The sequence below is a fragment of the Pseudomonas sp. E315 genome (genome assembly GCF_055406205.1).
Window position 1 is genome coordinate 56136 of the sequence record NZ_JBUZPJ010000008.1, and the last position, 26076, is coordinate 82211.

The following is a 26076-nucleotide window of genomic DNA, read 5'->3' on the forward strand; positions in this document are numbered from 1 at the left end:
CCATCAGCGCACCCGAGGTTTAGGCTTATTGGCCGAATGACTCCAACCCTTGACGCAAGCCTTCGTCAGCACCTTTACACCATGCTTCAAGCCCTTGAGGAGCCGTTTCAATGCGTGTGAGTGTTCCGTCGCTGGTGCTTATTTTTCCTAGCCGGCCATTTTTTTCCATTTCATCGCCGGCACTTTTATCAAATTCAGCCGGCATGTTTTCAACGTAAGCAACCATCTTCTTGGCATCATCGAGGCTGCTTGCTTTTAAAAGCCCTTTGTCCACGCAATAAGTGATCAACCCCGACATGGAACGGCTGGTGTCATAAATATTTTTCAGGTTCGCCGGGTCTGGCACCTCAGCCTGAGCAAACGTACAAAATGAGCAGGCACTTGCCAGTAACAAGGTTGAAAGCTTGGTTTTCATAAGTCGTCCGTTAGGTGTTATGTACATTCAATTTGCAAGGTGAGCTTTAGCCAGCCACCGGCACACGCCAGTCATCGGAACCCGAAGTACCGGACACTTCGTGCGTCCAGGTGATTTTGCGGTAGGTGAATTCCACATCTTCCAGATGGGTGAAGTGCGCGTTGGAAGGGTCCTGGCAGTTGTGCATGTAGTCCTTGATGTCGACGATGATCGCGTCTTCAAGTTTGGTGGTGAAGTAGTGCTCTTGGGTGCCCGCCGCCGAAGTGCGGTACCACTCGATGGTGATTTCGGTCAGACGCTCGCCTGACGTCAGTGCTGCCAACAGCAGCGGCGAGGACTTGTCGAACACCTTGGTGATTTTCACCGGTTTGTGAACGCGTTGACCGGTCGGCTGGCCCGACTGCGGGTCGCGAGGGATGATCACTTCGTGGCTAAAGCCCTGAACCATGACCTGGTCTTCATGACCTTCTTGATAGGTATTACCGACCGAATCGGCGGTGAAAGCACCGGCAGTAATCAGACCCTGTTTAGTGCCCGTAATCGACATGTACGCTGGAGTAGCCATTGATGCGTTCCTTGCTTGAAAAGTGAAGCCCAACAGGCAAAATCGCCTGCCGGGTAGCAAGTTGGTAATCAATGTTTGTGCCAACTATTTAAAAATCTATGTATATCAATCAGTTAGCCTAACAACCTCACAGTTAAGGCGAGGTAGAGGGTCGGAAACAGCAAAAAAGTGCGCAACTTCTTGCGCAGTGGTGCGCAAGAAGTTGCGCACTCGTCTGTACAGAACGTAAACCATGACTTACAGCCATGTATCCACACGGTTATCCACATTTGAGTGCGCAAGAAGTTGCGCAACTACCAAAAACAAACAAACCCAATAATTAAAATCATAAAAGTCAAGAACATTGAAAGTAAGCATCATTTTAAGCGCCAGCTTTGCACTCAACCATCCGTAAGATTCGTCTCAAATATCTGTAAACCTAATGTCGGCCTTACAACAGTTTCTTTCAGGTAAAAAACCTTTCTTCGCGGCATTGATGGTTAAGAGCATCTTTTGTGTTCAGCTCAATGTCCTACAAAACATAGTGCGACAGCCCTGATGCTTAGGTCTCAGACTTTTTAGTCGCTTCGAGAGCATGGCATTCAATGCCATGCTGTTTGCTCAACCATCGCGCTTTGCCGGTCTCTTAAACGAGCGTGATAGCGCCCTGCCTGACCCTGTAGCCTCGGGATTAACCATGGACTTACGTCATCTGCGTTGCTTCCTGGCCGTAGCCGAAGAACTCCACTTTACGCGTGCGGCGCAGCGGCTCCATATCGAACAGTCCCCACTGTCGCGCACGATAAAAGATTTAGAAACGCACTTTGGCACTCGGCTTTTTGATCGACGGGGCATAAACGGCACACAACTGACAACGGCTGGCCATGCGTTGTTGGAAGCCGCACCGCGAATATTCATCGCCGTTGAACAAGCCAACAATCGGGTGCTCGCAGCACGCTCGGGATTTAGCGCAACGCTGCGCATCGCCTTGTCTGACGGGCTTCTGGTGCAGCGGCTGGCCACCCTGCTCGCGTGCTCTCGAGCACAAGAGCCTGAGGTTGAAATTCAGTTGTCAGAGGTGCCTCTGGCCTTACAAATCAAAGGGCTCAAACACGATCTTTTTGATGCAGGGCTTTCGTGTTCCGCAGCCATTGGCCACGGACTCTGCGCGCAAGCACTCTGGCACACACCGCTGGCCGTCGCCGTTCCATCACGCCATCCTTTGCTGGAGCACAAGCACATACCGCTGGATTTAGTCGTGAGCTATCCCTTGGTGCTGTTCCATTGCGAAGCTCAAGCAGGCTTGTATCAACATGTCGCCACGCTACTGAGCACGATCAATGCTCAGCCAAAAGTGATTGGGCGTGCTGTCAGCCAAGAGATGCTTTTGACCTTGGTTTCAGCGGGCTATGCCGTGGGTTTGGGTTGTGCTGAGAAGCTTGCGATCTACCAATCGAGCGATGTGGTGATACGACCTTTGGCCTGTGCTGTAACGCCCTTCACCACCTATTTATTGCGTGCTGCGCATGAGCCAAAGCCCCATTTGGCACGGTTTATCGCACGCGCATTGGCCCTTGCTGCTCAGCCATGCACTTAGGCTGTTTCCGAGACTTATAAAAGCTGATCTCAGACTTGCAGTATCTAACCCTAAAGCCGTTGATGCCGCTTATTGTGTGCCCGCGCGTGCGCATGCCTGAAAACATCAACAGACCTCTGAGGTCTGACCCCAGACCCAATAGGCACCCTCGCGACAGCATGATCACCCTGTTTGGCAGTCAACCTTATGCGTCTTGCTACCTTGTTTGCTGTCGCGTTCGTATAGGTGAAAACAAGAGTTCTGATTTTTGCGCCTTGGCCTTTGAGTTGTCGCCTCCGTGACGAATATCGGTTGCCAAGGTCGATGGGAGAAAGACCGATGAGCATCCCGCCTGATGAGTTACTCAACAAGGCCGCGCTCACCCGACTGACCGACATACCGTTGGTGGTAACGCTGGAGCAACTTCGCCCTTATGAGCTAAATCCTAGGGTCACTCGTAACCCACTGTACGACGACATCAAACTGTCGATTCGTGAGCGCGGGTTAGATTCACCACCCGCCATTACGCGCCGCCCCGGCGAGGCGTTCTACATCATCCGCAATGGGGGCAATACTCGCTTGGAGATCTTGCACGAACTGTGGGCCGAAACGCGTGACGAGCAGTTTTTCCGCATCGCCTGCAGGTTCAGACCTTGGCCAGCCCGCGGGGAGATTGTGGCGTTAACCGGGCATCTGGCTGAGAACGAACTGCACGGAAGCTTGAGCTTTATTGAGCGGGCACTGGGTGTAGAGAAAGCACGACAACTTTACGAACAGGAAAGCGGCGCTCCTATCTCGCAGGTTGGCCTCGCCCGCCGTCTGAGCCTGGATGGCTACCCGATACAACAATCCCATATCAGCCGCATGCGCGAGGCAGTGCAGTTTTTGCTGCCCGTACTCCCCAATGTGTTGTACAGCGGCCTGGGCCGTCATCAAGTGGAACGCTTGGTGATGCTGCGCAAAGCTGGCGAACGTGCGTGGAGATTACATGCAAAAAACGCCTCACCCAAAACAGCCTTTTCCACCGTGTTTCATGAAGTGCTGCAAACTTTCGACACTGATATGCGTGCGTTCTCTCTGATACGTATTCAGGACGAGTTGATTGGCCAGATGAGTGAATGGCTCGGCGTCGATTACGACTGGCTTGCGCTGGACATGAACACCATAGAACGACGCCAAGCCGCGCTACTGCAACAGCCCGCGGCCACAGGTGCCGCAATCGCGACCCCTGTCAAACCTCAATTAACCTCAAGAACCACTCAAAAGCCTTGCAGCCAGTCACAAGACACACAGGCCACGCGCTCAGTGCCTCGACCTGAACATTGGCATGCCCTATCAGACTTCTGGCATAACGTCGACGCCACCCTCTCTGCCTCTGACCTGCGTGTGCTGATTGCTCAGCTTGCTGCGCAAATCGCAGCCTCAACGCACGAGGCTGACTACATTGAAGCGACACCCACAGGGATTGGCTTTTGCTGTCGACAGAGCAGTGCTCCCAACCTGCAACTGTTGCAAATGCTCAGCGCGGAACACTGCCAGGCCATGACCTCACACACACTGCGCTCACTGCTGGTAGGCGTGTGCTCTACCGACAGTACAAGGCTGAGCGATGACAGTCTGATCAAACTGTTTCGTCTTATTCAACTGGCCCGCCGGTTGTTCGAACTTGAGCGCACCTAACGTCTCACACCTTCCCATCAACTTTGCCCTAAACATCAGGGAGTACCGTATGGCGCTACCTCACCCATTGAATCAAGCGGTGATTGCCCAAGCTTTGCACGACCTACGCACCGGGCAACTACGCCGTTGCAAGGCAATGGGGTTTGACGAGGATGGCTTGGCTGCGCTCAAACAACCTGATTTGGTCAGCGTATTGCTCAATGCGCGCGTCCCTTGGTGCACTGTCAGTGTTAACCGTGATGTTTTGCAGCGCTTGTTAAGTCAGGCGCAAGATGTAGAGCAAGAGATCACCACGATCGACCGCATGTTGCGTCTGGGCGCCAGCACCGAAATGATCAGCAATTTCTATGGGCTGACGCATCAGGAAGTAGCGCTGCGCCGCACGATTTTGGGATTACCCAAGCGCAAGGGCCGTCACCCAGTGCTCACTGAAACACAAGACTCAGGGCTATGGCATCACTGGAAAGCGGCTCTCAAAGCCAAATGGATTGCGCTTGACGATGACATGGCTCTGCTTGAGCGCACCCTTGAACTGGCCGAACAATTGGGGCACCCGGCCTCGGTCATCTGGGCAACGCTGCACAGTTGGATCACCCAAGGCCTGCTCTGACGCGATTAATGCTCAGCCCTCGGAAAATATCCCCGGGGGATAGGCCACCGGATAGCGGAAACAAACCCTGACGCATTGTTTGCTGAGGATGGCGCGTGACGTTGCCACGCTGGGTCGCGAACTTAACCGGAAGCCTACTATGCACGCCTCGCTGCCCTACCTTCTCGTAACAGGTCTCGCCCTGTCAGCCAGCGGCTGTACGACATCCCTCCCTTGCGCCTCGCAACCGGTGGCTAACCCTCCGGCCTTGCGCGTTATTCGGCACGGGCGCTACACCCTTGAGGATGTGCGCGCACAGACCACGGTGCAGGATCAGCCTTACCGTTTCAACGGCCCCTGCGGAGAACCTCATGACTCGTTTATTGCTACTCGCGGCGCTGAGGCTGCTCGTGCCTGACGCCAGCGCACAGACGCAAGGCTTGTGCGAAGGCATCAGCAGGGTGCAGGCCGTGACCACTGCCCCGCTGTCAAATGAGTCGCTGGCCCGCAGTTGGGCGCTCACACCTGAGGAGTGGACGCGTTACCAACAGTTGATGCAAGGCCCGCTCGGCGTTTACTCCCCCCATCTTGACCCGCTCAGCGCGCTAGGCATTGAGGCGCAATCAGACGCTGAGCGTCAGCACTATGCCCAGTTGCAAGTTCAAGCCGAGTCACGTCGAGTACAAAAACTGCTGGTTTACCAGCGCGCCTACGATACGGCCTGGCAAAAGCAGTTTCCGGATCTGCTACCCGTGAGCCTGCCTGACACTGCCCCTGAATTGGACAGTGTTCAACGCTCCCGTCGCACTGACCGACCTGCGTTATTTGTTAAAGCCAACTGCCCGCTCTGCGTGCAAAAAGTCAAAGGCTTGCAGGCGCAAGCCACTGCGTTTGATCTCTATCTGGTAGACAGCGATCAAGACGATTTCAAGGTGCGCCAATGGGCACGTCTGGCCGGTATTGATCCGATCAAGGTTCACGAACGGGTCATCACACTCAACCATGACGACGGTCTTTGGTTGTCCCTTGGTTTGCCGGGGCCACTGCCTGCGCTGGTACGCCAAGTGAGCGGGCAATGGCAACGTCAATAAGAGTGCGCTGGGCACTGGCTTTAATCGTGAGCTTTGCTGTTACCGCATCGTGGGCGCAGATACCCATTGCCTATCAACTGGCGGGCCGTCAGGGCGGTGTTCCCGCCACTGTTCTGTACGCCGTTGCCCTTCAGGAAAGCGGTCTGAGGCTACGCCAACGTCACGCGCCTTGGCCGTGGACGCTCAACGTTGCGGGCACTGCACGTTACTACGCAACCCGCAGGCAGGCCTGCTCTGCACTGCTCATGGCCTTGCGACAACATGCGGCAAAACGCATTGACGTGGGCTTGGCCCAGATAAACCTCGGTCATCAGCGACGCCATTATCAACACCCTTGCGAGTTGCTGAACCCGTATCTCAACCTGACCATTGCCACGACCCTCCTGCGTGAACAGCGCCGGGCCGGTGAAAGCTGGCTCCCTGCCATTGGCCGCTATCATCGCCCAGCAGGCGGTGCCGCCGCGGCCAAGTATCGGCGCAGTGTGCGCAAGCATTTGGCCCGGTTGTACTCACCTTCATCCACCACAGGTAGCCGACCATGAACCCTTTATGCCTCGTTACATTTGTGGCGCTGGCGCTGTCTAGCTTCACGGTTGTTGCAGTTGAGCCCCGGACCACTCGCTATAGCGAAGCCGACATGCTGCCGGTGAACTCAACAACACTGACGCCGGGCCAAGTGCAGGCCCGTTTTCATTCAACACCAGGGCTGCCAGCCATTTTTTTGATCGGCGATGATGCGCGTTCACGCAATTGGCTTAAAAAGCGCTTGCAGGTGCTGCAACGCCTTAGGGCTGTCGGGCTGGTGGTTCACGTTGACTCAATCGCAGGCCTTGAGCACTTACGTAGTTTGGCCACTGGGCTGACACTGGCACCCGTCGCCGCTGATGATCTGGCTGAGCGCATCGGCGTAAAGCACTACCCCGTGCTGATCACCGCCACTGCCATCGAACAATAACGCCGCAAAAGAATCAGGCCAAAGCTGCAATACGCCCAACAACGCGGAGCCCACGGCATTCCGATTGATTGCAGCACCCTGTCATCAAGCAACCCATGATCGGGACATGTCATCACTCTGGACGGCGCGTTCATGAACCCACGATTGATATCTCACTGCTCGTTAGCACTCTGTTTAAGTCTGATGGCAGCCACACCGTTCAACGTGGCCAGAGCCAACGAGCCTGCTCTGGAACGCACCCAATTGGCCCAGCTACTGCGCCAGCTCGACGCGCTTGAACGCCAGAGTGAATACAGCGCCGTGTTGGCCGCACATCCCGCGACTCGTTATCACTTTGATTACGAGCGTTTGCATCAAGACCTGCAGCGCATACGCGCGGGCATTGAGGGCTATCTGACGCCGCAGCGGGCCCAACCTCGCGACCCTGAGCAACTGCTGGGTAATTACCGCGATGAACCTGCCCCATGACTGCCGCTCAGTTAACAGCCTTTGAAGCGCAAGGCGGTTTCAAGCCTGCACAAATGGCCAATTTGCTGCTGTCGCTGCTGTTCGTTCTGCTGCTGCTGTGGGGCACATGGGCAATCCGCTCGACTTACAACGCTTGGGTCGAACAACGGTTAAGCACACGCGAGTTTTTTGAAGTGGTCATGCGTTTTTTCGCTTTGTACCTGCTACTGACGTACTTCCTGCTTTCCTGAACCTCAGAGGTGTCGCTATGAACAAACCTTCACAGCTTCATATTTTTGGCAGCGTTATCGGACTGCTCAGTCTTCCGTTACGTGCCTCTGCCCAAGGCCGATTGCCAACCCTGGAACTTCCCTCACGAGGTCTGGGCACCGGAATCCTGCAAACCCTGCAAAACTACGGCTATGACATCATCCTGCTGATCGCGCTGCTGGTGGTCGCCTCGATGTTTATTGGCGTCAGTTACCACGCTTATGTCCGCTATTCCGACATCCATGCTCGCCGGGCGACGTGGGGCCAGTTTGGCCTGACGGTGGCTGTGGGCGCGAGTCTGTTAATGGTTGGCATCTGGTTGCTGACCAAAGCCACCGAGATTTTGTGATGTCACCCCGCCTCGATGTATCGAACAATGGCACTGTTACATTCCTGCCTCATCGACTGAACCGCCAACCCATCGTGGTGCGTGGTTTAACCGCCGACGAGTTGTGGCTGTGCGCTGGTCTGTCAGCGGGAGTCGGGCTGCTGGCGGGCCTGATTGTGGCGTGGCTATTGAGCAGCATCGCGGTGCTGCCAACACTAATGATTTTCAGCATAGGCGCAGGGGTGTATGGGTCAGGTGGTCAATTGCGCCGTTATAAACGCGGGCGGCCCGAAACGTGGCTGTACCGTCAGTTGCATTGGGCGATGGCACGCCGCTGTCCGTGGTTGATGCGGCGTGGCAATCAAGACGTACTGATTACTCGCTCAGGCTACTGGAGCACTCGTCGGGGGTTGGTATGAGCTGCTTCAAAAACGAGATTCAACACCTGCAGGCGCACGTCAGAACCTTACGTCTGGGCTGCGGGGCCTTGTTCATCATCATGCTGATGCTGGGGATCGGCTGGTGGAGCGCCCCGCATGACCTGACCCTGCATATCCCGCCAGATTTACGCTCAGGCAGCACACGCAAATGGTGGGACATACCGCCCGAGTCGATCTACACCTTCGGGTTTTACATCTTCCAACAACTCAACCGCTGGCCAGGTGATGGCGAACAAGACTACCCCCGCAATCTGCATGCTCTGTCAGCGTATCTAACGCCCCATTGCCAAGCCTTCTTGCAAAAGGATTACGAACATCGTCGCAGCACAGGTGAGTTAAAAAATCGCGTGCGCGGGGTCTATGAGATTCCGGGCAGAGGCTATGGCGATGACCCGCACAACCGGGTACAGGTGATCAGCCGAGACAACTGGGTCGTGCACTTGGATGTCAGTGCCGATGAGTATTACGGTGCCGAACAGGTTAAGCGGGCGTTGGTGCGTTACTCCCTCAAAGTGGTGCGCCATGATGTCGACCCCGAGCACAACCCGTTTGGACTCGCACTGGATTGCTACAGTCAAGCACCGCAGCGTATCGCAGCGGCGACGCCCCCCTCAGCGGAGGCTTCATGAAGCGCTTGGCGGGCGCTGTGCTTGCGGGGTGGCTCGTGAGCTGGGCACCTTTGGGCTCAGCAACCGAGGTCATTAACTGGGAGCGCCTGCCCTTGGCCGTGCCGTTGGTGGTGGGCCAGGAGCGAGTGATATTCGTTGAACGTAATGTGCGTATCGGTGTGCCGGCGTCACTGGCTGAGCGGCTGCGTGTGCAAAGTGCTGCGGGGGCCGTTTATTTGCGGGCATCAGCACCTTTTGAATCTGCTCGGGTGCAGTTGCAAGACGCCGACACGGGGGAGCAAATCCTGCTGGATATAACAGCTAAAGCTGCCACTCAGGGGCAACCCCTACTTGAGCCGATCAAAATCGTAACCCCAGCGCTCAAGCTCTCAACGGATGAATCATCGGACAGCCCGCCGGGGTCTACCCCCGCGCCAGTCGTCTTGACACGTTATGCGGCCCAAAGCTTATACGCACCGTTACGCACCGTCGAAGCACTGCCCGGCGTACGGCGGGTACTCCTGCATCGAGACCTTAATTTGGGCACATTGCTGCCAAATTTGAGCGTCAGTGCTACTGCTTTGGCGGCCTGGCGGTTAGGCGATTACTGGGTGAGCGCCGTTCGCCTGCGTAATAACTCACACCACTGGCTGGCACTTGACCCTCGTGAGTTACAGGGCCATTTCACAACAGCCACCTTCCAGCATCCGTCTCTGGGCCCGCACGGCCGGCCTTCAGATACGACGGTGCTTTACCTGATTACTCAGGGCCATGATTTAAGGCGCTCGCTGTTACCCGCACTCAGCCCCTTCGATGCAGCACTTAACCTGCCCCATCCGGCGAGCGCCGCTCATGAGCAATAACCGCAGGCATAAGTGGTTAATCATTCCCGCGCTGGGACTCTTGATCTTCGTCGGTCTAAAACTGATGGCTGGCCGTGTACCAGATGCAAAGCACGAGTTCGAGCCAGCCTCTTCGCTGACCACAGAAGAAACTAACAGCCTAAACATTGAAGGCGATACGCCCCATGACACCGTTGCCACGCTGGTCGCTCAAGTGAAACAACTGCGCAACGAGCTACAAACCGCCTTGGATGAGCGCAATCAGCAAAAAACCGACAGCGAACGCCAGCAGCGCGAGCAAACCATCGATCTGCGTATTCAACGTGCGCTGGCGGCGGAACATCAACACCTGCTGCAGGAGCGCAACGCAATCGCCAACGACCAACAGCAAACCCGAGGCTTGCTGCTGGATCTGCAGCAGCGACTCGACAAGCTCGTACAACCTAAGGACTCCGTTGATCTGCCTATCGGTTTGGGGTTGCAAGAGGGCGATAACCCGTCCAGCCCAAACGATGACGTGCGCTGGATCGAACCACTGGATACCAAACCACAAGAACGCAACGGCCCAAGCCCTTCTGCGTACAGCTTCGCAAATCACCCAACCATGCCCGACGCCAGCGCCAGCGCCAGCGATGCAACAGCAACAAAACCGGTTTACACCGTGCCTGCCAATGCCACGTTGATGGGCGCTGTAGCAATGACTGCACTGATTGGGCGGGTGCCGGTCGATGGCACGGTTAACGACCCTTATCCATTCAAAGTGTTAATCGGTGCACAGAACCTCACCGCCAACGGCATCGACCTGCCTGGGATTGCTGGCGCCGTGGCCAGCGGTACAGCCACCGCAGACTGGACACTGTCCTGCGTGCGCGGGCAGATCCGCTCAATCACCTTCGTATTTCAGGACGGAACCATCCGTACCTTGCCGGAGCAAAACACCCCTACACAGCTCACTGGCAGTAACGACTCAATTGAGGGCGGGCTGGGGTGGATCAGTGATCCTTATGGGGTTCCCTGTGTCTCGGGGGCCCGGCGTAGCAATGCGCGGCAGTATTTGGGCACGCAAGCGCTGGTGACTGCTGCCGGGGCTGGAGCCGCCTCGTTGATCAAGTCTAGTAGCGGGTCGGCATTTGTCAGTAATGCTAATGGCTCGCTCGGCAGCGTCGGCATTACCGGTAACGAAGCGATGGGCCGCATTCTGGGCAGTGGTGTTCAAGAAATGTCGCAGTGGGTCAACAAGCTCTACGGCCAAGCTTTCGCCGCTGTGTACGTAGCGCCCGGTGCCAAAGTTGCCGTGCACATCGAGCAGCCGTTGGCCTTGGACTACAACCCGATAGGTCGTAAGGTCGATTTCACCCTCAGAGGCTCCCATGTCAAAGAACTGGACTAATACAGGCGCATGGCTGTTGGTGGCTTGCACATTAACGGGATGCGCAACCAGCTCACAAAAACTGCTCAGCCATGATGGGCAGACGATGGATACCCTTTGGTGGCAGCAGACCGGCGACACTGGGCAATGTCAACTGATGGAGGCGCGCCTCACTCTACGACGCCCATTGCTCGATCACAGCGCGACGCTTGATCCTGGCGCTTACACACGCACGGCCCAAAACGAAATTTTGCGTCAGTTTAAGCGCCTGCCCAATCCTGATTTGGTGATGTATGTGTTCCCTCATCTGGCGGGCACTGACCCTGTTCCCGTGCCGGGCTACAGCAGCGTGTTCCCGCTGTACCAGCGCGTGCAATACGCACTGCCAGGTGAGCGCACCGAGGACTATTGACATGCAAAAACCCCTTTCATGGCGACCCAAAGCACCCGCAACCCAAGCCGATGAGCAAGCCCTGTACGATGTCGCCCCCTCGTTTGTAAACCTGCTGCCGTGGGTTGAATACCTGCCCGAATCACAAAGCTTGTTACTCGATGACGGCCAGTCCGTTGCTGCCTTTTTCGATCTCACGCCGGTCGGCACTGAAGGTCGAGAACAGGCATGGTTGCTACACGCACGAGATGCTCTGGAAAATGCCTTGCAAGACAGTTTTGATGAGCTGGACGATCATCCGTGGGTGGTTCAGTTGTATGCGCAGGACGAAACCGATTGGGACAGCTACCTGCACACGCTTCACGATTACGTACAACCGCGGGCACGCGGCAGCGCTTTTAGCGACTATTACCTGCGTAGTTTTGCCCACCACTTATGCGCGATTTCCAAGCCCGGCGGTTTATTCCAAGACACCACCCTCACCCACCTGCCTTGGCGCGGACACAATCGACGTGTGCGCATGGTGGTCTACCGTCGTGTCGCTTTAGCACAGAGCCCGCGCGGCAACCCGCCCTGCGAGCACGCGCTGAACGCTGTTTGTGAGCGTTTGAGCGCAGGGCTTGCCAACGCTGGCGTTCAGACAATGCGCATGCAAGGGGCTGCGATCCACGCCTGGCTGCTGCGTTGGTTCAATCCCCGGCCCACTGCGCTCGGCCCTTGCATCAAAGACCGGGAACGCTTCTATCAGCTAGCTGCCTACCCGGAGCCCAGCGATGAGGAAGCGCTAGCGCTGGCCAGTGGCACCGACTTTTCACAACGTCTTTTCTTCGAACAGCCACGCTCAGATGCCGACACCGGAACGTGGTTTTTTGACGGGCTGCCTCACCGCGTGATCGTGCTTGACCGTTTGCGCACCCCCCCGACCATCGGCCACATGACTGGCGAAACGCACAAAGGTGACGCGATCAATACAGTGTTTGAGCAACTTCCCGAAGACGCTGTGATGTGCTTGACGCTGGTTGCGATACCACAAGACAGTTTGGAATCGCACCTGAACCACCTGAGCAAAAAATCGGTGGGTGAAACCTTGGCCTCGGAACAAACCCGGGCTGATGTGCAGCACGCCCGGACGTTGATCGGCAGCGCGCACAAACTGTATCGCGCCTCACTGGCTTTTTACCTGCGCGGTCAAAACCTGACAGAGCTGGACACTCGTAGCGAGCAGTTGGTCAATGTTTTGCTCAGCGCTGGCTTGCAACCTGTGCGTGAATATCACGAAGTTGCGCCCCTCAACAGCTATCTGCGCTGGCTGCCAGCCGTGTTTAACCCCGAGCTGGACAAACGCCACTGGTATACCCAACTGATGTTCGTCCAGCACGCGGCCAACCTCGCCCCTGTCTGGGGGCGCGGCCAAGGCACTGGGCACCCTGGGATTACCCTCTTCAACCGCGGCGGTGGTCTGATGACCTTCGACCCTCTCAACAGGCTCGACCGACAAATGAATGCTCATTTGTTTTTGTTCGGGCCAACGGGTGCCGGCAAGTCTGCCACCCTCAATACCCTGCTCAACCAGATCACCGCACTGTATCGCCCGCGCTTGTTTATTGTCGAAGCCGGTAATTCGTTTGGCCTGTTTGGCGACTTTGCCAAACGCTTGGGCTTGAGCGTGCACCGAATCAAACTCACCCTCGGCTCAGGGGTGAGCCTGGCACCGTTCGCTGACGCTCACCGTCTGGTGCGCACGCTAGATGCACAAGAAGCTGACGAACAACGCGATGTGCTGGGCGAGCTTGAAATTACGGCTCGCCTGATGATTACCGGAGGCGAAGACAAAGAAGAGGCTCGTCTGAGCCGGGCAGATCGCAGTTTGATTCGCCAGTGCATACTCGATGCAGCCCACTATTGCGCCACGCTCCAGCGCACCGTGTTGACCGAGGATGTGCGTGATGCTTTGCGCGAGCGCAGTAACAACCCCGAGCTGCCACAAACTCGCCGCGCACGTCTTCAAGAAATGAGCGAAGCGATGGACCTGTTCTGCCAGGGACTGGACGGTGAGTTATTCAACCGACCGGGCACGCCGTGGCCAGAAGCAGACATCACCATTGTCGACCTGGCCACCTTCGCCCGCGAGGGCTACAACGCGCAGTTATCCATCGCTTACCTGTCCCTGCTCAACACCGTCAACAATATCGCCGAGCGTGATCAAATGCTCGGCAGGCCGATTATCAACGTCACTGACGAAGGCCACATCATTACCAAAAACCCGCTGTTGGCCCCTTACGTTGTCAAAATCACCAAGATGTGGCGCAAGCTTGGGGCGTGGTTCTGGCTGGCAACCCAAAATCTGGACGACCTGCCCAAGGCCGCCGAGCCGATGCTCAATATGATCGAGTGGTGGATTTGCCTGTCCATGCCGCCCGATGAAGTCGACAAAATCGCACGCTTTCGCGAACTCTCCCCGTCCCAAAAAGCCTTGATGCTCTCTGCACGAAAAGAAGCGGGTAAATACTGCGAAGGCGTGATCCTCTCCAAATCAATGGAGGGGCTGTTCCGAAGTGTTCCGCCGAGCCTGTATCTGGCCATGGCCATGACTGAACCTGAAGAAAAAGCCGCCCGCTTTGCTTTGATGCAAACCCACGGCATCAGCGAGCTGGAGGCCGCAATGCGGGTGGCCGAACAGATTGACCGAGGGCGCGCAATTGAGCCATTGCCCTTTGAGATTCCGGGTAACGATACCGCTCTGAACGACCTTAATTGACGCAACAATCCGGCAACCACGGTGATCCATTTGTTTGCCATTTGACGCCCAATCTGATGATCAACTGCTCGCTTTCTTGCTTGCAGGATCACCTCATGACTGCCTACTTCGGTACCCTGCGCATCAGCCTGTTGGTCGGGCTACTGGCTCTGCCGCTGTCCGCCTTGGCACTTGATAGTGTCGATATCGTCGCCTCTGTCACCTCACTAGATTGCTTGGCCTATCGCATCGTTGGCCTGTGTTTTTGGTTGTTCTGTGACGACATCGAATGCACGGTTCGCCTTTCGCCCAAGATCCGCCACTACGTGCCGGATGCAGTGGTTTCCAGCTACAGCAATACAGGGCAAAACCCTTGGCAAGAACTCAGAATGCTGAGCCCTGCAAATCCCACAGCCCAAGGGGGTGGCAACGCAACGTCGGGCGACAGCCACGAAAACGCCTTGGCCAAGTTCAAAAACGCAGACGTCATTGGCCATCCCGGCGGCTGGTTATTAAGTCAGCTCGCGGGGCAGTCCGGCTACACCTGCCCCGGTGCGGGCATAGCCTTCATGCCTTACCTGTTGAGTGCCTTCGACACGCTGGCCTGGCGCTACAACATCCCGGAGAAGTTTTTTCCTGATGCCTGGATCATCCTGCGCCGCGAGATTGGCAGTCGTTCAAACGAAAATCTATGGGGCACGGTGTATCCGCGAGGTGGCTTTTTACATCAGGTTGACGACTATAAGGCTGGCGCGGTGGTTGCCCAACGAGCGGCCGACATTGTCACGCGGCGCGGCCAGATACACGTCTACCAGCCACTGCTGGCCAAGGCGAAGGACGGCTACTGGCCTGCAGGCGCCGTAGTGGAAGGCGATGCGAGCACAGGAAAGTGGCAAGAGCTGGCACCTGTACGCGCTTCAGACTGCGCGGTATTCCCCAATAATCATCCTCACACACAGGCTCAACGGGGTGATTACGCTTGGGCGCTCTGGCGCCCTTACACCTGCTGCGAACGCCGTGGCCAGATCTTCTTGGGCAGCATCGACTTTCCAAAGCCAGCACCATGAACAGCGCGCCATTCAACACGTTGCTAATAGGCCTATTGCTCGTCACCAGCAACGTTCTGCCCGCCCAAGACCAGGGGAGTAAAAACAACGTCAACGCCCTGAGCGATGAGGTGTTATATCGCATTGGTGGCGGTCAAGCGGTGTCGATGGGCGCAGCGGCGACCATGCACAACCTCGGTATTGGTGCTGGCTGGAATACCCCGTTGATGTGCGGGAACCTGGACCTAAGCACCACCGTACAAAACCAGCTCAATGGTGCGACCAAAGGGTTTCAATCAATCATGGGATCGGTCATTCGAAACGCTAGCCGTTCAGTTGCTTCGTTGCCGGCAATGATCATTCAACGGGCAGACCCCGGGCTTTATAACGTGTTAACCAACGGCATTCTTCAAGCGCGTCTGGATTTCGACAGATCGAAAAAAAGTTGCCTAAACATGGCAAACCGCATGGCCAACATCGCGCAAGGTCAACTCGGCTGGGCCCAACTGGCCCAAGGCATGTCACTGAGCAAATCTGTTACCAGCAAAGATGCGGTGGCGGCTGTCGATAAATCTGAGCAAGAACGTGGTAACAGGGGTGTGCCTTGGATCGGTGGTCAGTATGCAGGCGGGACAGGACAAGCCCCGATCACCCTGATCAGCGATGTCAGTCGCGCGGGTTACAACTTGCTAAATGGTCGCAACGTCGATGATCGCTCACCCATCAGCAGTGTGGCGTGCGGCAATCGCATGAGCTGCCAAATATGGCCCTCCCCTCAAGCCGCTATCGACTTTGCTACACGGGTGCTGGGCGATCGAGAAGAACGCACCTGCGACAGTTGCATCAAAACCCAATCCACCCCCGGCGTCGGGCTATCGCCGCTGATTCAGGTCGAATACGAACTGAAACTCCAAGTGTTTCGAACTCTGGTCGGTAGCAGCTCTCGCCCCGACCAAGGCCCATTACGTGAAGCCAGTAGCCAAATGCTGCCCATCACCCGGGGCGTGATTGAAGCATTGCGTGACGATCCTGACCGCGAGTTGCTGACCCAGCGTCTGGCCTCTGAAGCCGCCTTGGCTGGCGTTCTGGAAAAGGCCCTTATGCTGCAACGCATTCTGCTGACGGGCAGTAAGGAGCCCAATGTCGCAATCAACCAACTGGCCCTGAGTGCTATTCGTCACGAGAGCGATGCATTAGCCCAAGAAATCGACAACCTCAAAACTGAGTTGGAGCTGCGTAAAACCTTGGCAGATAACACAACCATGATGCTGATTGAACGCCGCAACGCCCGCAGCAACGATTCACGCGCAATTTACGAAGGCGACCCGGTGCGCAATCGGCTGGACGACATTCAGCGCTCCCCGAGCGGAGGTGGTCCACCATGAATCTCACATTACTACTCAAGCGCTCACAGCATCACGCAGTGATCCAACAGGAAGCCTGTCGTGCCGCTCTATACCAACGACTACCTTGAGTATTACCTGACGCTGCAAGGCTGGATCATCAGCAATGGTATTTGGGATTTGCTAGTCACCAGTGGCGCCATTGCGTTGCCGTTTTTGGCGATCATCGTGCAAGAGTGGTTCGGCGCACGCAACGAAGGTGCTCACAAAGGCGAAAAAGGGCTGGTGTGCGCACAGCGCATCGAACATCGCGTATGGGTCGCAATCGTCGTGATTATGTTCGCCTGCATGCCCTTGATTCCAATCAACCTGAACACTTTGCACTACGACGCATCCCGCGCGAATCAATGTCAGCTCAGTGTTACCACGCCGCAACAAACGCGCTGGGCGAAGAGTTTTATCACACTCAACAATCAAAGCGCTCAAGTGCCCGTGTGGTGGTTTTTTATGCACTCAATGTCCAAAGCCATCACGGGTGCTGCCGTCGCAGCAATCCCTTGTGGCACAGACCTGCGCCAGATACGCATGGACCTTGATGAGCAGCACATCCGCAATCCGCTGCTGGCTCAGGAAGTCGCAAATTTCAATCAGGCTTGCTATGGGCCGGCGCGGGCCAAACTGTTCATGAAGCAACCAAGCTTGAACGAGTCGCAACTGAATGACGTCAACTGGATTGGTGCACATTTTTTCATGAACACACCCGGTTACTACGACGCCTATCACGCAACAATCCCGCTCAGTGCATGGCCTTATGACCCACTTCGCGATGGTGGGTTAGCGGATCTGAACGCAGCAGGCGGGTACCCCGCTTGCAACCAATGGTGGGCAGACAGTCATAGAGGCTTGCGAGCTCGCCTGCTAAAGCAAGTAGACCCGGACTTGCTGTTACGCATCCGACACTGGGCTGGGTTTCTTACTCAAGAACAAACCGATGATGCCGTCATTCGTCACCTCGTTTCTCCCCGCCAACAACTGATGAACAAGGGTTCGAGGTATACCGATTATGGCGGCCAACTTGCTATGAACCCGCAGACACTTGGCGCAAACAATTCAGGGCAAACGTCAGGTTTGTTTCCGATCGTGGACGTGGTGCGCCAAACGCTGCCCTTGGCGCTATCACTACTAAAAATGGCTCTGATCGTAAGCATTCCACTGATGTTGCTAATCGCGACCTTCGACCTCAAGTCGTTAGTGACGGTCAGTAGCATTCAGTTCGCGCTGTTTTTTACCGATTTTTGGTTTCAATTGGCGCGTTGGGTAGATAGCGCGCTGAACCAGACGCTCTACGGCTGGAACTCGGCGCACAACGACTTCAACCTGCTGATGGGTTTGAACAATTCATTTGGGGACATGTTGCTGAATATAGTCATGCTGACAATGTTTTTGGTGATACCCGCTCTGTGGATGGTCAGCCTGACTTGGTGCGCACTACGAGCTGCACACACGATCCACAGTTGGGCAGACATCACTAAAAAAGCGAAATGAGCAGACGACAAAGGCACCTAAACATAGAGGTGGCTGCGGGTATTTTAAAGAGTCAATAAATAATGAACTGAGCTTTAGAGTAAAGCGAAGGCATCCGACCATGACTTTTCACACTGTTATGTGTGAGTCATATTCGTAAGAAGATAAGAAAATGGCAGGGGCGGCTGGATTCGAACCAACGCATGGCAGGATCAAAACCTGCTGCCTTACCGCTTGGCGACGCCCCTGTATCTGTCCCAAGCCGTTTAAGCACCTGAGTAAGAATGCGCGCAATTTACCAAAACTTTTGTGACATGGGAAGACAAAAAAACAAAAAAACAATTTAAAACAGCTACTTAAGCGCAACAGGGTTATGTGTGCATTCCGAGGGCTGTAACCTGACCGGCAAAAGGGCTTAGGTCAACGACTTAAACCCCCGGTACAGAAACGAGCTTTTCATCACCCCAAGCAAGAGGCCTCCATGACAAACACCCCTACCTTCTTCCCTGATGCAGACCCTGAATCCATCTCCTCCGACGTCGCTGGGTTCGGCGGCCTATTGGTGTCTACTCAAATTCCTACACGAGCAGACGGCAGCCTGGAACTCGGCGGCATTATCGAGCAAAGCGAATGCACCTTGCAGGCGCTCAAAGTAGCACTGGAAAATGCAGGCAGTTCCATGCAACAGGTGTTGCATTTGACCATCTACCTCACCGACATGTCTGACCGCGCAGCCTTCAACGAGGTTTATCAGCGATTCTTCAGCAAGCCTTGGCCAGTTCGTGCTGCCATCGGCGTAGCCGCATTGGCCGTAGAAGGTATGCGCGTTGAAGTCACTGCAATGGCAGCCAAGGGTTAAATTTGAACCCTTGCTCATCAGGCGTCCCCCACCCCTGACCATGTGCATGAACGCTTTTCAGTAGCAGCCAGTGCGTGCGAACACTCGGCTGCGCTGATCAAGCAGGTAATAAAGTGCTGTACTCACAAAACAAACGCACCACACTCGCATGGCACATCGCTATCTCGTCGGATATCCTCCTTGCACTTCAATCCGAACGTTCAAGGACGACTCATGCGTAAGCTGTTTCATGTATGGCTAACACTGACCTTCATTTCGATACTCTTCTACCTCCCCTTCTATATGTTCTCCAATAACGCTTTGGACGCTGTAGAGGAACTCACCCCTCAGGATCTGATCCCGATAACAGGGACACGCTATGACGATCCCGAACGTAAGGCTCAGATCTGGAAATCCCTTGGCATTGATTTATCCAAGGAGTTGGCTGATGCCCTTGAAGACAACGAGCGACTTGAGCATGTCGAATTCAACTACGTCGAGGGGCCACAAGCGCGCAATTTACTGCTTTCCACCGGCCTGCGCATGGTAGAGGCAAAAGCTGACATCAAGGGAGGACATCAACTGGCAATCATCTTTGGCGTTCAACCCAAAGTGTTTCTGCGTAGTGCTGCTCAAGTTCACGGAATTCTTTCCCTTCAAATCAGAGGCGGCGAACGTAGTGCTGACCTCATAGAAGATGACGATGCCGAACTGTATGTGTTCACTCTGTTCGAGGCGTCCGGCAAGGCCGGTGCGCAATCAGTTGATCGCATGGTCAAGCGCTACGAACTGCAACTTGCTCAGCAAACCGCACGCGAACCCGCCCCGCAGGTGACCTCCAACCCTCCAAGTTCGGCACCTGAACCAAGCAAGCAGCAAGCTGCGCAGGAATATTTTCAGAAAGCACTGGAGCAAGGTAACTGGACATCCGAGCCAGTGGCACCCGCGCCAGAAATAGAGGATGCGGCCCGACCCGACCAAACACCACAACCTCAACAAATCCTGAGTGGGACTCCTGCCGGAAACCCTAGCCCAGACAAGATCATCATCTTCCAATACGACGGCCAGCCGGCGTACTGCGCAGATGAAGGCGTTGACGGACCAAACTGTCGCGGAGATGCAGCCAGCTGGATTGGTCAGGGGACCTATAAAGACTACATGGACCCACAAAGCTCTATTTGCATCGCCGCAGAACCAGGTTGCACACTGCCCAAGTACTTTCCAGCCGACATTCGTGGCTGAGTTTTTGACAATCATGCGGCGCACCGCGATCTTGCGCCGCGCTTCGCCGCGTATTAATCCTTAGCATGACCAAAGCTTAATACATGAAAATTTGTAAAGCATAGGCTGGAGATGTCTACGGTGCCGGGGGCAGTCCAAAGTGTACTCCTACGGGCCGCAGCAGCAGTAACCAAAGCAGCTAAACCATTCCTAGCGTCGTTGTAAAATTTACTAACTGAATGAAGGGTCGGCCGCCGTGCCCAGTGGGTATAGCGGCCGACCGTATGGCCGCTACTGTCGGCGTGCGTTTAGCAATGCCTCAATAGCCCGCGGTGGCGAACCGGCTGTGCGCGGATATTCGATCAGGTTTACGCCAAGCATCTGCCCTGCATCGAGTAGCAGCCCGCCCGCGGCAGGTGTCGTGCCCGAGGACGTCGTGCCTTCAAGTACCGCATCGAGGTTGTTGAGCGCTTGCTTATACGAAATGCCTTGGGCCTTATCGAGGAAGGCAATGAAGTCCTTGTAGTCCTTCGAATTGGTGTCCAGGATCGACGCCTTCAGGCCAGTAACGTAGTACTCGTATCTGAAGTTGAAGGTGATTTTCTCCACTGAGGTGCATGGCGACGTGAACGCTTGTTGTGACGAATCAACGGACAAGTAGTAGTACTTGATTTTCGGAAAGTAGACAGTCGTATCTCCAGAGCTGTCCGTGGGAACCGCCTCATGGCACTGCGCGAGGATCGCAGTCTCGTACTCGCGGGATCGATCGTCCCAGCTCGCACGCAGGCTGCTGCCCACTCCCTGGATGAAGGCCGTAACGTCCGCAATCACCGCTTCTGGCACGACGGCTGCATCGAAGACGAGCTTCAGGAACGCTGTGTTGAACTCAGCTATCACCTGGGTGAAGGAGTAGGTTTCGGTTGTGACGCGATAGTTTGTTAAACCGCCAGCCTTAACCAGCATTAACTGCATGTAGTGCGTCACCGCTGCCGACCATTGAGTCGTCGGCTTGATGTCGCCTGGCAGCACTTGCGTAGGATTATTTATCAGGTACTGGAAGACCTTGATGCGCAGCGTAGCGAAGAAGTTGGATACTTTATCGCAGACTGCTCGACCCGTTTTGAACTCCGCATTTGAGTTTACGAATGAGCTCGACAGGTTTACGAACGAGATTAGGCCGTCCGAGTCTTGAAAGGCCGTTTGGTCGTTGTCCCCCAGTGTCGACAGCGATAGCACCGAGTCGAGCATCTCGTGCGGACTGGCCAACTGAGTTTGCACGAGCGAGGATGCCACCACACGCACCGGCGGGTAGGCCGCGGGAGCCTGACAGACTACAGTGTTGGTCGACTCACCAGGGGTGAGGAAAGCGGGAATGCTGCCATTCGGTATCCAAATATATGTGCCCGTAGGACGGAACTCTACGTGGTTTGGATCCACGGGCTGCATTCCGTAAGGCTTAGTACCGGTGACCGGCGTTTCCCCACCCCAAGACTGGGGCGGATTCGTCGACACCGGCACCCACCAGGAGCCATCCGGTAGGGCCAGTACTTCATAGTGTTCGTGATGTTGGTTAGACCAACTCCATTGGGCGGTCACGTCGCCATACTGACCATGATTGCGCTGCCAGACACGAACTTGTGGCCAGTCTTTAATCATTGTTCCAGGAACGTAGAGGGTACGAGGCATGATGAACTCCGTGTAGATCAATAGTTCGATTAGGTATGCCTGCACAGTCCCAGTCTGATCGAGTACCGAAGGAACGCGTTGAGCAGGCCAACTGAGCATCGTACGGCTGCGTCGGACCGACAACGGCACCGATGCCGTATTGACAGAGTTGCTTCCTCAATTTTTTGAGTCGACAACTGCCTTGTCCTGCAGATCTTGCGCTATTAACGGCCAGCACAACGCGATCTGAGTTGTGTCGCTCAGCTCGAGCTTTCTCAATACGTTTTCCCGATGTTTGCGGACAGTCAGGTCGCTAATGCCTAGGACGCGTGCGATGCGCTTGCTGCTCAAGCCTTGAGCGACGAGGCCGGCGACAGTGACCTCGCGAGTCGTTAGCCGAGCGGCCAGCGCCTGCATGATGGGTCCAATGCGGGGGGCACCATTTGCGGTGCAGCCGCCAGTACAAGCGCGATCAGCTCCACAGCATTGCGCGCTTGAAACTTCCGTAGCAAGTTGCCACGGTGTTTCCGCACCGTGTGCTCTCCGATGCCAAGCTCTCGGGCGGTCTGCTTACAGCCTTGTGCTCTCAACATGCAGGAGAGTACGTCTGTCTCTCGGGTTGTGAGGCTCAGTCCTTGAACTGTCGTGTGTCGTCCCTGCTCGATGACCTCTGCTCCTGCAGGAAATTGTTGCTTCATGAAAGGCCGTCTCGCACAGAGTGCGGTCGGGCTGCCGGCGACTGTTCAAGCCACAATGCAGGAGAAACGGGACATCCGCCGTTAGGATCACGAACCGGATGATCACTAGAGTCAGCGATTCAAGCCCGCAGTTGGAGAACAAAAAACAGTAGCTGAATAAAGGTACCTAGAAACTGGATCATTGCTACTGCTCAGCAGTTGACAAATGGAGGAGTGCCGCCAGTGGCGCCGATGGCTTCAGCAATGTGCTCAGAACGAGACTGTCTGAAGGAGTCACAGATATAGAAGCCAGTAGAGTTCGGGCCAGATGCCGCAACAGTTCAATTCCACAGAGCTAGACTGGCTACTGGCTACTGGCTATTGAGTCGCTATTCAAGCGCTTTTCTTGTCCATCAACTTCAGCTGGGGGAGCCATGATGATCTTAGGAGTTCACTCGAGCCGATGAGGCTAGTCGCGGCAAGTCTTTTTGAGAGAGGCGCGGTCCCAGACGTTCATCAGGATTCGTTTGAGGTGAGCGAACAACATTTCGACCTTTTTACGCTCATGGCGAGAGCACACGTATTGCGGTGTTGCCGCAATTCGCCGAGCAACATTGCGTGCCGCCTCATGGACGCTACGGGCGATTGTTCGGAACGAGGTATTTGGGCAGCAGCGCTCTTTCATCGAGCATTTAGAGCAGTCTGTTTGCCGTGATCGAAAGATGATGGTGTCGGCTTTCGTGACATCTGAGCGCTGGTTCTTGAAGGCCCGCCACTCGCTACGCAGGGCGTGCCCCGTGGGACAACGATATTCCTGCGCTTCTTCACTCCATTGAAAATCACTGATCGAGAGGCTCTCGTTCTTACGCTCAGTTTTGTCCCAAACCGGCACATGCGGCTTGATTTCTTTTTCGTCGACCATCCAGACCAACATCGGTGCGATCCAACGAGAAAGCGGATCAGTCAGTGACAGGCGCTTGGACAGTGCTTCGGCCAAGACTTCTTCATCGAGTGCTTCAAAGTACTCACGGACGGCGCGAGTACTCAGCGACGGATCGCTCCAGTTAATCTCTTCATTTCCGGGTACTCACGTTGCCGACTGGCGTCCGCCTTGATGACGCTCGCATCCACAGCAAAACCTTCGCCTTTAACCAAGCCGGCGCCCAGGCAGCAGCACTTCATTGAACAACCATCGAAACAGATCACTGTCCCGAAAACGGCCGTGTCGGTTCTTGGAAAAGGTCGAGTGGTTGGGGGCTTCATCTTCAAGGCTCAATCGGCAGAACCAGCGATATGCCAAGTTCAAATGGGCCTCTTCGCACAACCGCCGTTCTGAGCGAATGCCGTAGCAATAGCCCACGATCAGCATGCGAATTATCAGTTCAGGCTCAATCGACGGACGCTCGATTGGGCTATAAAAGTCGGCAAGGTAATGGCGTAGATCGCTTAGATCGAGGCATCGATCAATGTTGCGCAGGAGGTGATTGGCTGGGATGTGATCTTCAAGGTTGAACGAGTAAAACAGTCGCTCCTGCCCACTCGATAACTGTCCCATCATGCTGCGTGATCGCCCTCTAGCCAATGAAGAGATTTTGCTGGAGGTTAGCCAGAGGAGCTACTTTTTCAACAAAATCGGTCGAAAGCAGACTGCCCGGACTACAAGGCAAGCGACACGCCCTCCTTTCTCAAATGGGGCTCCAGTTTACGAATTAAAAAGGCTACTTGCGGAAGCGATCCCAAAAATTGCGGAAGTGATTGTCAAATCGCAGGCATAAAAAAACCCCGTAGACCTGAATCTACGGGGCTTTTAATATGGAGGCCGAGGCCGGAATCGAACCGGCGTGGGCGGATTTGCAATCCGCTGCATAACCATTTTGCTACTCGGCCATTTATTACCGAAAACCCAAAAGAATTTTCAATAACAAAAAATTTTCTTTCGCGAAACTATCGCTCTAAGCGTTTGATTCTTCAGCCTTTAAGATACTGCCCTTGGCTGATGGCGCGCATTATGTACTAGATGTCGAGAGCTGGCAACCCCCTGAATTCTAATAATTTTTGGTGAATGCAGAATGTCCGTTTCTTGCCATTAATGACAAACCTACAGGCGAATGAAAAAACAACGTGTAATAAGCCTCCCAAAATACGTCCAATGCTAGAGCTCCGCCGCCACTCTCAAAATTCCTACCGCCCCAGACACCTATACCTTCAACCGAGCAAGAAGCAGCCGACATTAAATGCATGAGTCGCCACGTAAAGTCTCGCCGCCGTTAACGAACGGACTGACACAACTATTGGAGCTTTACGATGAAGAAAATATGGATGACTGCCGCTGTTGCTGCAGTAGCTTTAGCGACCAGTGGCTGCATGAGCCACAATGTCAGCCAGCCTACAGCTCCGATTGCCGGTTCTGTCACAGCAGACCTGAAAGCAAACATTGAAGTCGGCGGTAAAATCACTGGCCAATCCTCATCCAACATTCTGTTTGGCGTGCTAAAAATCAGTGGCGACAGTGAGTTCGCCGATGGCGTGACTTACGACGGCGCACCCAGCCCAGCATTCAGCTTGCCGGACCCTGTGTCTGCGACCAAAGCAGCGGCTGCTTTCAATGCTGTCAAAAGCTCTGGAGCTGACCTGATCGTTGCACCACGCTATGCGGTGTCGATCGAGGATTACCTGGTCTTCAAAAAAGTGAATGTCACAGTCACCGGTAACAAAGGCACTATCAAAAACATCCGCTAAGCGCAGAAATGTTCCAGGCTTGTTATATCGCTTAAGTCGCTCGGCCTGATTCCCCAGTCAGGACATACCCAACTGCAGCAGAGCCCCCTAATGATCCGCCGCAGTTGCGAACGACCAAAAGCCATAGCAACCTGGTTCGGCGGGACGCGTGTCGTCCCGCCACCTACTTTCAAATCACAACATTGCGCACAAATCGCACAACTGATTTACCTTCATTTCGGTAAGCATGCGGTTGGTTGCTCGCATACATATAGAACTCCCCCTCGCTGAAGCGTAAGACCTGCCCCCCCATCTCTAAGGTTAAACGGCCTTCAAATACATAGAGCTGCTCGCTCCAGCCTTCAGCATCTGCTTCCGACAGGTATTGCTCTCCCGGCGCAAGGCTCCATTCCCATAACTCAACCTCTCTGGTTGCAACAGCTTTGGCCAACAGCACAGCCTTGCTTCCAGGCAACTCACCGCTCCAGGCCACTTCATTGATCCGGCTTGGGTCGGGCGAGCCTGGTGCTTGGATTAGGTCGCTGAACGCTACATCCAAGGCTTCGGCAATACGGTCAAGGGTGGTCAAACTCACGTTTTTCTCGCCAGCTTCAATTGCCACTAGCATACGTCGGCTAACACCGGACTGTCCCGCCAGCGCACTCTGACTCAAGTGCGCGACCAACCGCAGGCGGCGCACGTTCTGACTCACGTGTTGGAGAACCGAGGCGCGCTGAGAACTTTCTTTGGGCACTATATTGC

Annotated in this window: 27 protein-coding genes, 2 tRNA genes and 1 pseudogene; 21 read left to right on the top strand and 9 right to left on the bottom strand. The window is 55.1% G+C overall.

The features are described from left to right. Positions 1–25: 25 nt before the first annotated feature. Positions 26–415, bottom strand: a complete 390-nt coding sequence (locus ACZRJQ_RS13085) for a hypothetical protein (protein ID WP_463978766.1) — start codon at positions 413–415, stop codon at positions 26–28. Between the two features lie 46 nt (positions 416–461). Further along, entirely contained in the window at positions 462–980 is a 519-nt protein-coding gene (locus tag ACZRJQ_RS13090; protein ID WP_371057446.1) for an Hcp family type VI secretion system effector, read from the bottom strand. A 676-nt stretch (positions 981–1656) separates the two neighbouring features. On the opposite strand from ACZRJQ_RS13090, the gene ACZRJQ_RS13095 reads away from it, so the two are divergent. From ACZRJQ_RS13095 to ACZRJQ_RS13180, 18 genes are all read left to right on the top strand, one after another. Further along, positions 1657–2556: a LysR family transcriptional regulator gene (locus tag ACZRJQ_RS13095; protein WP_463978767.1), complete on the top strand. Its 900-nt coding sequence runs from the start codon at positions 1657–1659 to the stop codon at positions 2554–2556. 318 nt (positions 2557–2874) lie between these two features. Next, positions 2875–4215, top strand: a complete 1341-nt coding sequence (locus tag ACZRJQ_RS13100; protein ID WP_463978768.1) for a ParB family protein — start codon at positions 2875–2877, stop codon at positions 4213–4215. Between the two features lie 49 nt (positions 4216–4264). After that, on the top strand, positions 4265–4825 hold the full coding sequence (locus ACZRJQ_RS13105) for a DUF2857 domain-containing protein (protein WP_463978769.1): 561 nt from the start codon (positions 4265–4267) through the stop codon (positions 4823–4825). Between the two features lie 350 nt (positions 4826–5175). Then, the gene (locus ACZRJQ_RS13110; protein ID WP_463978770.1) at positions 5176–5895 is read left to right on the top strand and encodes a TIGR03759 family integrating conjugative element protein; all 720 of its coding nucleotides are present in this window, start codon (positions 5176–5178) and stop codon (positions 5893–5895) included. Next, complete coding sequence (locus tag ACZRJQ_RS13115) at positions 5880–6437, top strand: transglycosylase SLT domain-containing protein (protein ID WP_463978771.1); 558 nt, start codon at positions 5880–5882, stop codon at positions 6435–6437. Before ACZRJQ_RS13110 ends, ACZRJQ_RS13115 begins: the two co-directional genes overlap by 16 nt. Then, positions 6434–6850 carry an integrating conjugative element protein gene (locus ACZRJQ_RS13120; RefSeq protein ID WP_463978772.1) on the top strand — a complete coding sequence of 139 codons (417 nt, stop codon included), beginning with the start codon at positions 6434–6436 and terminating at the stop codon, positions 6848–6850. The genes ACZRJQ_RS13115 and ACZRJQ_RS13120 overlap by 4 nt, the downstream gene beginning before the upstream one ends. 132 nt (positions 6851–6982) lie before the next feature. Continuing rightward, complete coding sequence (locus ACZRJQ_RS13125) at positions 6983–7318, top strand: integrative conjugative element protein, RAQPRD family (protein ID WP_463978773.1); 336 nt, start codon at positions 6983–6985, stop codon at positions 7316–7318. Then, the gene (locus ACZRJQ_RS13130) at positions 7315–7548 is read left to right on the top strand and encodes a TIGR03758 family integrating conjugative element protein (protein WP_463978774.1); all 234 of its coding nucleotides are present in this window, start codon (positions 7315–7317) and stop codon (positions 7546–7548) included. The genes ACZRJQ_RS13125 and ACZRJQ_RS13130 overlap by 4 nt, the downstream gene beginning before the upstream one ends. A 17-nt stretch (positions 7549–7565) precedes the next feature. After that, entirely contained in the window at positions 7566–7916 is a 351-nt protein-coding gene (locus ACZRJQ_RS13135; RefSeq protein ID WP_463978775.1) for a TIGR03745 family integrating conjugative element membrane protein, read from the top strand. Then, positions 7916–8314 carry a TIGR03750 family conjugal transfer protein gene (locus ACZRJQ_RS13140; RefSeq protein ID WP_463978776.1) on the top strand — a complete coding sequence of 133 codons (399 nt, stop codon included), beginning with the start codon at positions 7916–7918 and terminating at the stop codon, positions 8312–8314. Before ACZRJQ_RS13135 ends, ACZRJQ_RS13140 begins: the two co-directional genes overlap by 1 nt. Continuing rightward, positions 8311–8964, top strand: coding sequence for a PFL_4703 family integrating conjugative element protein (locus ACZRJQ_RS13145; RefSeq protein ID WP_463978777.1), 654 nt, complete (start codon positions 8311–8313; stop codon positions 8962–8964). Before ACZRJQ_RS13140 ends, ACZRJQ_RS13145 begins: the two co-directional genes overlap by 4 nt. Next, entirely contained in the window at positions 8961–9806 is an 846-nt protein-coding gene (locus ACZRJQ_RS13150) for a TIGR03749 family integrating conjugative element protein (RefSeq protein WP_463978778.1), read from the top strand. Before ACZRJQ_RS13145 ends, ACZRJQ_RS13150 begins: the two co-directional genes overlap by 4 nt. Continuing rightward, positions 9796–11175: a TIGR03752 family integrating conjugative element protein gene (locus tag ACZRJQ_RS13155; RefSeq protein ID WP_463978779.1), complete on the top strand. Its 1380-nt coding sequence runs from the start codon at positions 9796–9798 to the stop codon at positions 11173–11175. Before ACZRJQ_RS13150 ends, ACZRJQ_RS13155 begins: the two co-directional genes overlap by 11 nt. Then, on the top strand, positions 11156–11566 hold the full coding sequence (locus ACZRJQ_RS13160) for a TIGR03751 family conjugal transfer lipoprotein (RefSeq protein WP_463978780.1): 411 nt from the start codon (positions 11156–11158) through the stop codon (positions 11564–11566). The genes ACZRJQ_RS13155 and ACZRJQ_RS13160 overlap by 20 nt, the downstream gene beginning before the upstream one ends. Then, entirely contained in the window at positions 11448–14303 is a 2856-nt protein-coding gene (locus ACZRJQ_RS13165; RefSeq protein WP_463978781.1) for a conjugative transfer ATPase, read from the top strand. Before ACZRJQ_RS13160 ends, ACZRJQ_RS13165 begins: the two co-directional genes overlap by 119 nt. 95 nt (positions 14304–14398) lie before the next feature. Then, positions 14399–15349: a TIGR03756 family integrating conjugative element protein gene (locus ACZRJQ_RS13170; RefSeq protein WP_463978782.1), complete on the top strand. Its 951-nt coding sequence runs from the start codon at positions 14399–14401 to the stop codon at positions 15347–15349. Further along, positions 15346–16713, top strand: a complete 1368-nt coding sequence (locus ACZRJQ_RS13175) for an integrating conjugative element protein (RefSeq protein WP_463978783.1) — start codon at positions 15346–15348, stop codon at positions 16711–16713. Before ACZRJQ_RS13170 ends, ACZRJQ_RS13175 begins: the two co-directional genes overlap by 4 nt. Before the next feature lie 60 nt (positions 16714–16773). Next, entirely contained in the window at positions 16774–18216 is a 1443-nt protein-coding gene (locus tag ACZRJQ_RS13180) for a conjugal transfer protein TraG N-terminal domain-containing protein (RefSeq protein ID WP_463978784.1), read from the top strand. Positions 18217–18368: 152 nt separating this feature from the next. Here the strand turns inward: ACZRJQ_RS13180 and ACZRJQ_RS13185 are convergent. Next, a tRNA-Gln gene (locus tag ACZRJQ_RS13185) sits at positions 18369–18443 on the bottom strand. A gap of 233 nt (positions 18444–18676) precedes the next feature. Here ACZRJQ_RS13185 and ACZRJQ_RS13190 point away from each other — a divergent pair. Together ACZRJQ_RS13190 and ACZRJQ_RS13195 are read left to right on the top strand one after the other, a co-directional pair. Further along, entirely contained in the window at positions 18677–19054 is a 378-nt protein-coding gene (locus ACZRJQ_RS13190) for a RidA family protein (RefSeq protein WP_463978785.1), read from the top strand. A 213-nt stretch (positions 19055–19267) separates the two neighbouring features. Then, complete coding sequence (locus tag ACZRJQ_RS13195; protein ID WP_463978786.1) at positions 19268–20275, top strand: hypothetical protein; 1008 nt, start codon at positions 19268–19270, stop codon at positions 20273–20275. Between the two features lie 270 nt (positions 20276–20545). On the opposite strand, the gene ACZRJQ_RS13200 is transcribed toward ACZRJQ_RS13195, so the two are convergent. The 5 genes and pseudogenes from ACZRJQ_RS13200 to ACZRJQ_RS13220 all read right to left on the bottom strand — a co-directional run bounded on the left by ACZRJQ_RS13200 (position 20546) and on the right by ACZRJQ_RS13220 (position 24483). After that, entirely contained in the window at positions 20546–21940 is a 1395-nt protein-coding gene (locus ACZRJQ_RS13200; protein ID WP_463978787.1) for a hypothetical protein, read from the bottom strand. 156 nt (positions 21941–22096) lie between these two features. Further along, positions 22097–22336, bottom strand: a complete 240-nt coding sequence (locus tag ACZRJQ_RS13205; RefSeq protein ID WP_463978788.1) for a response regulator transcription factor — start codon at positions 22334–22336, stop codon at positions 22097–22099. Continuing rightward, positions 22312–22617 (bottom strand): LuxR C-terminal-related transcriptional regulator, encoded by a 306-nt coding sequence (locus ACZRJQ_RS13210; protein ID WP_463978789.1) that lies wholly within the window; start codon positions 22615–22617, stop codon positions 22312–22314. Before ACZRJQ_RS13210 ends, ACZRJQ_RS13205 begins: the two co-directional genes overlap by 25 nt. Positions 22618–23113: 496 nt before the next feature. Then, positions 23114–24154, bottom strand: a pseudogene (locus tag ACZRJQ_RS13215) (transposase); the annotation flags it as partial. Positions 24155–24409: 255 nt separating this feature from the next. After that, positions 24410–24483, bottom strand: a tRNA-Cys gene (locus ACZRJQ_RS13220). Positions 24484–24900: 417 nt separating this feature from the next. On the opposite strand from ACZRJQ_RS13220, the gene ACZRJQ_RS13225 reads away from it, so the two are divergent. Further along, entirely contained in the window at positions 24901–25335 is a 435-nt protein-coding gene (locus ACZRJQ_RS13225; RefSeq protein ID WP_463978790.1) for a hypothetical protein, read from the top strand. A gap of 169 nt (positions 25336–25504) precedes the next feature. Here the strand turns inward: ACZRJQ_RS13225 and ACZRJQ_RS13230 are convergent, their stop codons facing one another. After that, positions 25505–26068, bottom strand: a complete 564-nt coding sequence (locus tag ACZRJQ_RS13230; RefSeq protein WP_463978791.1) for a helix-turn-helix domain-containing protein — start codon at positions 26066–26068, stop codon at positions 25505–25507. Positions 26069–26076 lie beyond the last annotated feature (8 nt).

Bases quoted from the DNA above. Each gene is read 5' to 3' on its own strand.
- ACZRJQ_RS13125 (WP_463978773.1), top strand. From the start codon at position 6,983: ATGAACCCACGATTGATATCTCACTGCTCGTTAGCACTCTGTTTAAGT.
- ACZRJQ_RS13160 (WP_463978780.1), top strand. From the start codon at position 11,156: ATGTCAAAGAACTGGACTAATACAGGCGCATGGCTGTTGGTGGCTTGC.
- ACZRJQ_RS13115 (WP_463978771.1), top strand. From the start codon at position 5,880: ATGGCAACGTCAATAAGAGTGCGCTGGGCACTGGCTTTAATCGTGAGC.
- ACZRJQ_RS13130 (WP_463978774.1), top strand. From the start codon at position 7,315: ATGACTGCCGCTCAGTTAACAGCCTTTGAAGCGCAAGGCGGTTTCAAG.
- ACZRJQ_RS13145 (WP_463978777.1), top strand. From the start codon at position 8,311: ATGAGCTGCTTCAAAAACGAGATTCAACACCTGCAGGCGCACGTCAGA.
- ACZRJQ_RS13195 (WP_463978786.1), top strand. From the start codon at position 19,268: ATGCGTAAGCTGTTTCATGTATGGCTAACACTGACCTTCATTTCGATA.
- ACZRJQ_RS13170 (WP_463978782.1), top strand. From the start codon at position 14,399: ATGACTGCCTACTTCGGTACCCTGCGCATCAGCCTGTTGGTCGGGCTA.
- ACZRJQ_RS13205 (WP_463978788.1), bottom strand. From the start codon at position 22,336: ATGCAGGCGCTGGCCGCTCGGCTAACGACTCGCGAGGTCACTGTCGCC.
- ACZRJQ_RS13090 (WP_371057446.1), bottom strand. From the start codon at position 980: ATGGCTACTCCAGCGTACATGTCGATTACGGGCACTAAACAGGGTCTG.
- ACZRJQ_RS13150 (WP_463978778.1), top strand. From the start codon at position 8,961: ATGAAGCGCTTGGCGGGCGCTGTGCTTGCGGGGTGGCTCGTGAGCTGG.
- ACZRJQ_RS13135 (WP_463978775.1), top strand. From the start codon at position 7,566: ATGAACAAACCTTCACAGCTTCATATTTTTGGCAGCGTTATCGGACTG.
- ACZRJQ_RS13155 (WP_463978779.1), top strand. From the start codon at position 9,796: ATGAGCAATAACCGCAGGCATAAGTGGTTAATCATTCCCGCGCTGGGA.
- ACZRJQ_RS13105 (WP_463978769.1), top strand. From the start codon at position 4,265: ATGGCGCTACCTCACCCATTGAATCAAGCGGTGATTGCCCAAGCTTTG.
- ACZRJQ_RS13200 (WP_463978787.1), bottom strand. From the start codon at position 21,940: ATGCCTCGTACCCTCTACGTTCCTGGAACAATGATTAAAGACTGGCCA.
- ACZRJQ_RS13225 (WP_463978790.1), top strand. From the start codon at position 24,901: ATGAAGAAAATATGGATGACTGCCGCTGTTGCTGCAGTAGCTTTAGCG.
- ACZRJQ_RS13165 (WP_463978781.1), top strand. From the start codon at position 11,448: ATGTGTTCCCTCATCTGGCGGGCACTGACCCTGTTCCCGTGCCGGGCT.
- ACZRJQ_RS13210 (WP_463978789.1), bottom strand. From the start codon at position 22,617: ATGAAGCAACAATTTCCTGCAGGAGCAGAGGTCATCGAGCAGGGACGA.
- ACZRJQ_RS13085 (WP_463978766.1), bottom strand. From the start codon at position 415: ATGAAAACCAAGCTTTCAACCTTGTTACTGGCAAGTGCCTGCTCATTT.
- ACZRJQ_RS13120 (WP_463978772.1), top strand. From the start codon at position 6,434: ATGAACCCTTTATGCCTCGTTACATTTGTGGCGCTGGCGCTGTCTAGC.
- ACZRJQ_RS13095 (WP_463978767.1), top strand. From the start codon at position 1,657: ATGGACTTACGTCATCTGCGTTGCTTCCTGGCCGTAGCCGAAGAACTC.
- ACZRJQ_RS13140 (WP_463978776.1), top strand. From the start codon at position 7,916: ATGTCACCCCGCCTCGATGTATCGAACAATGGCACTGTTACATTCCTG.
- ACZRJQ_RS13110 (WP_463978770.1), top strand. From the start codon at position 5,176: ATGACTCGTTTATTGCTACTCGCGGCGCTGAGGCTGCTCGTGCCTGAC.
- ACZRJQ_RS13100 (WP_463978768.1), top strand. From the start codon at position 2,875: ATGAGCATCCCGCCTGATGAGTTACTCAACAAGGCCGCGCTCACCCGA.
- ACZRJQ_RS13190 (WP_463978785.1), top strand. From the start codon at position 18,677: ATGACAAACACCCCTACCTTCTTCCCTGATGCAGACCCTGAATCCATC.
- ACZRJQ_RS13175 (WP_463978783.1), top strand. From the start codon at position 15,346: ATGAACAGCGCGCCATTCAACACGTTGCTAATAGGCCTATTGCTCGTC.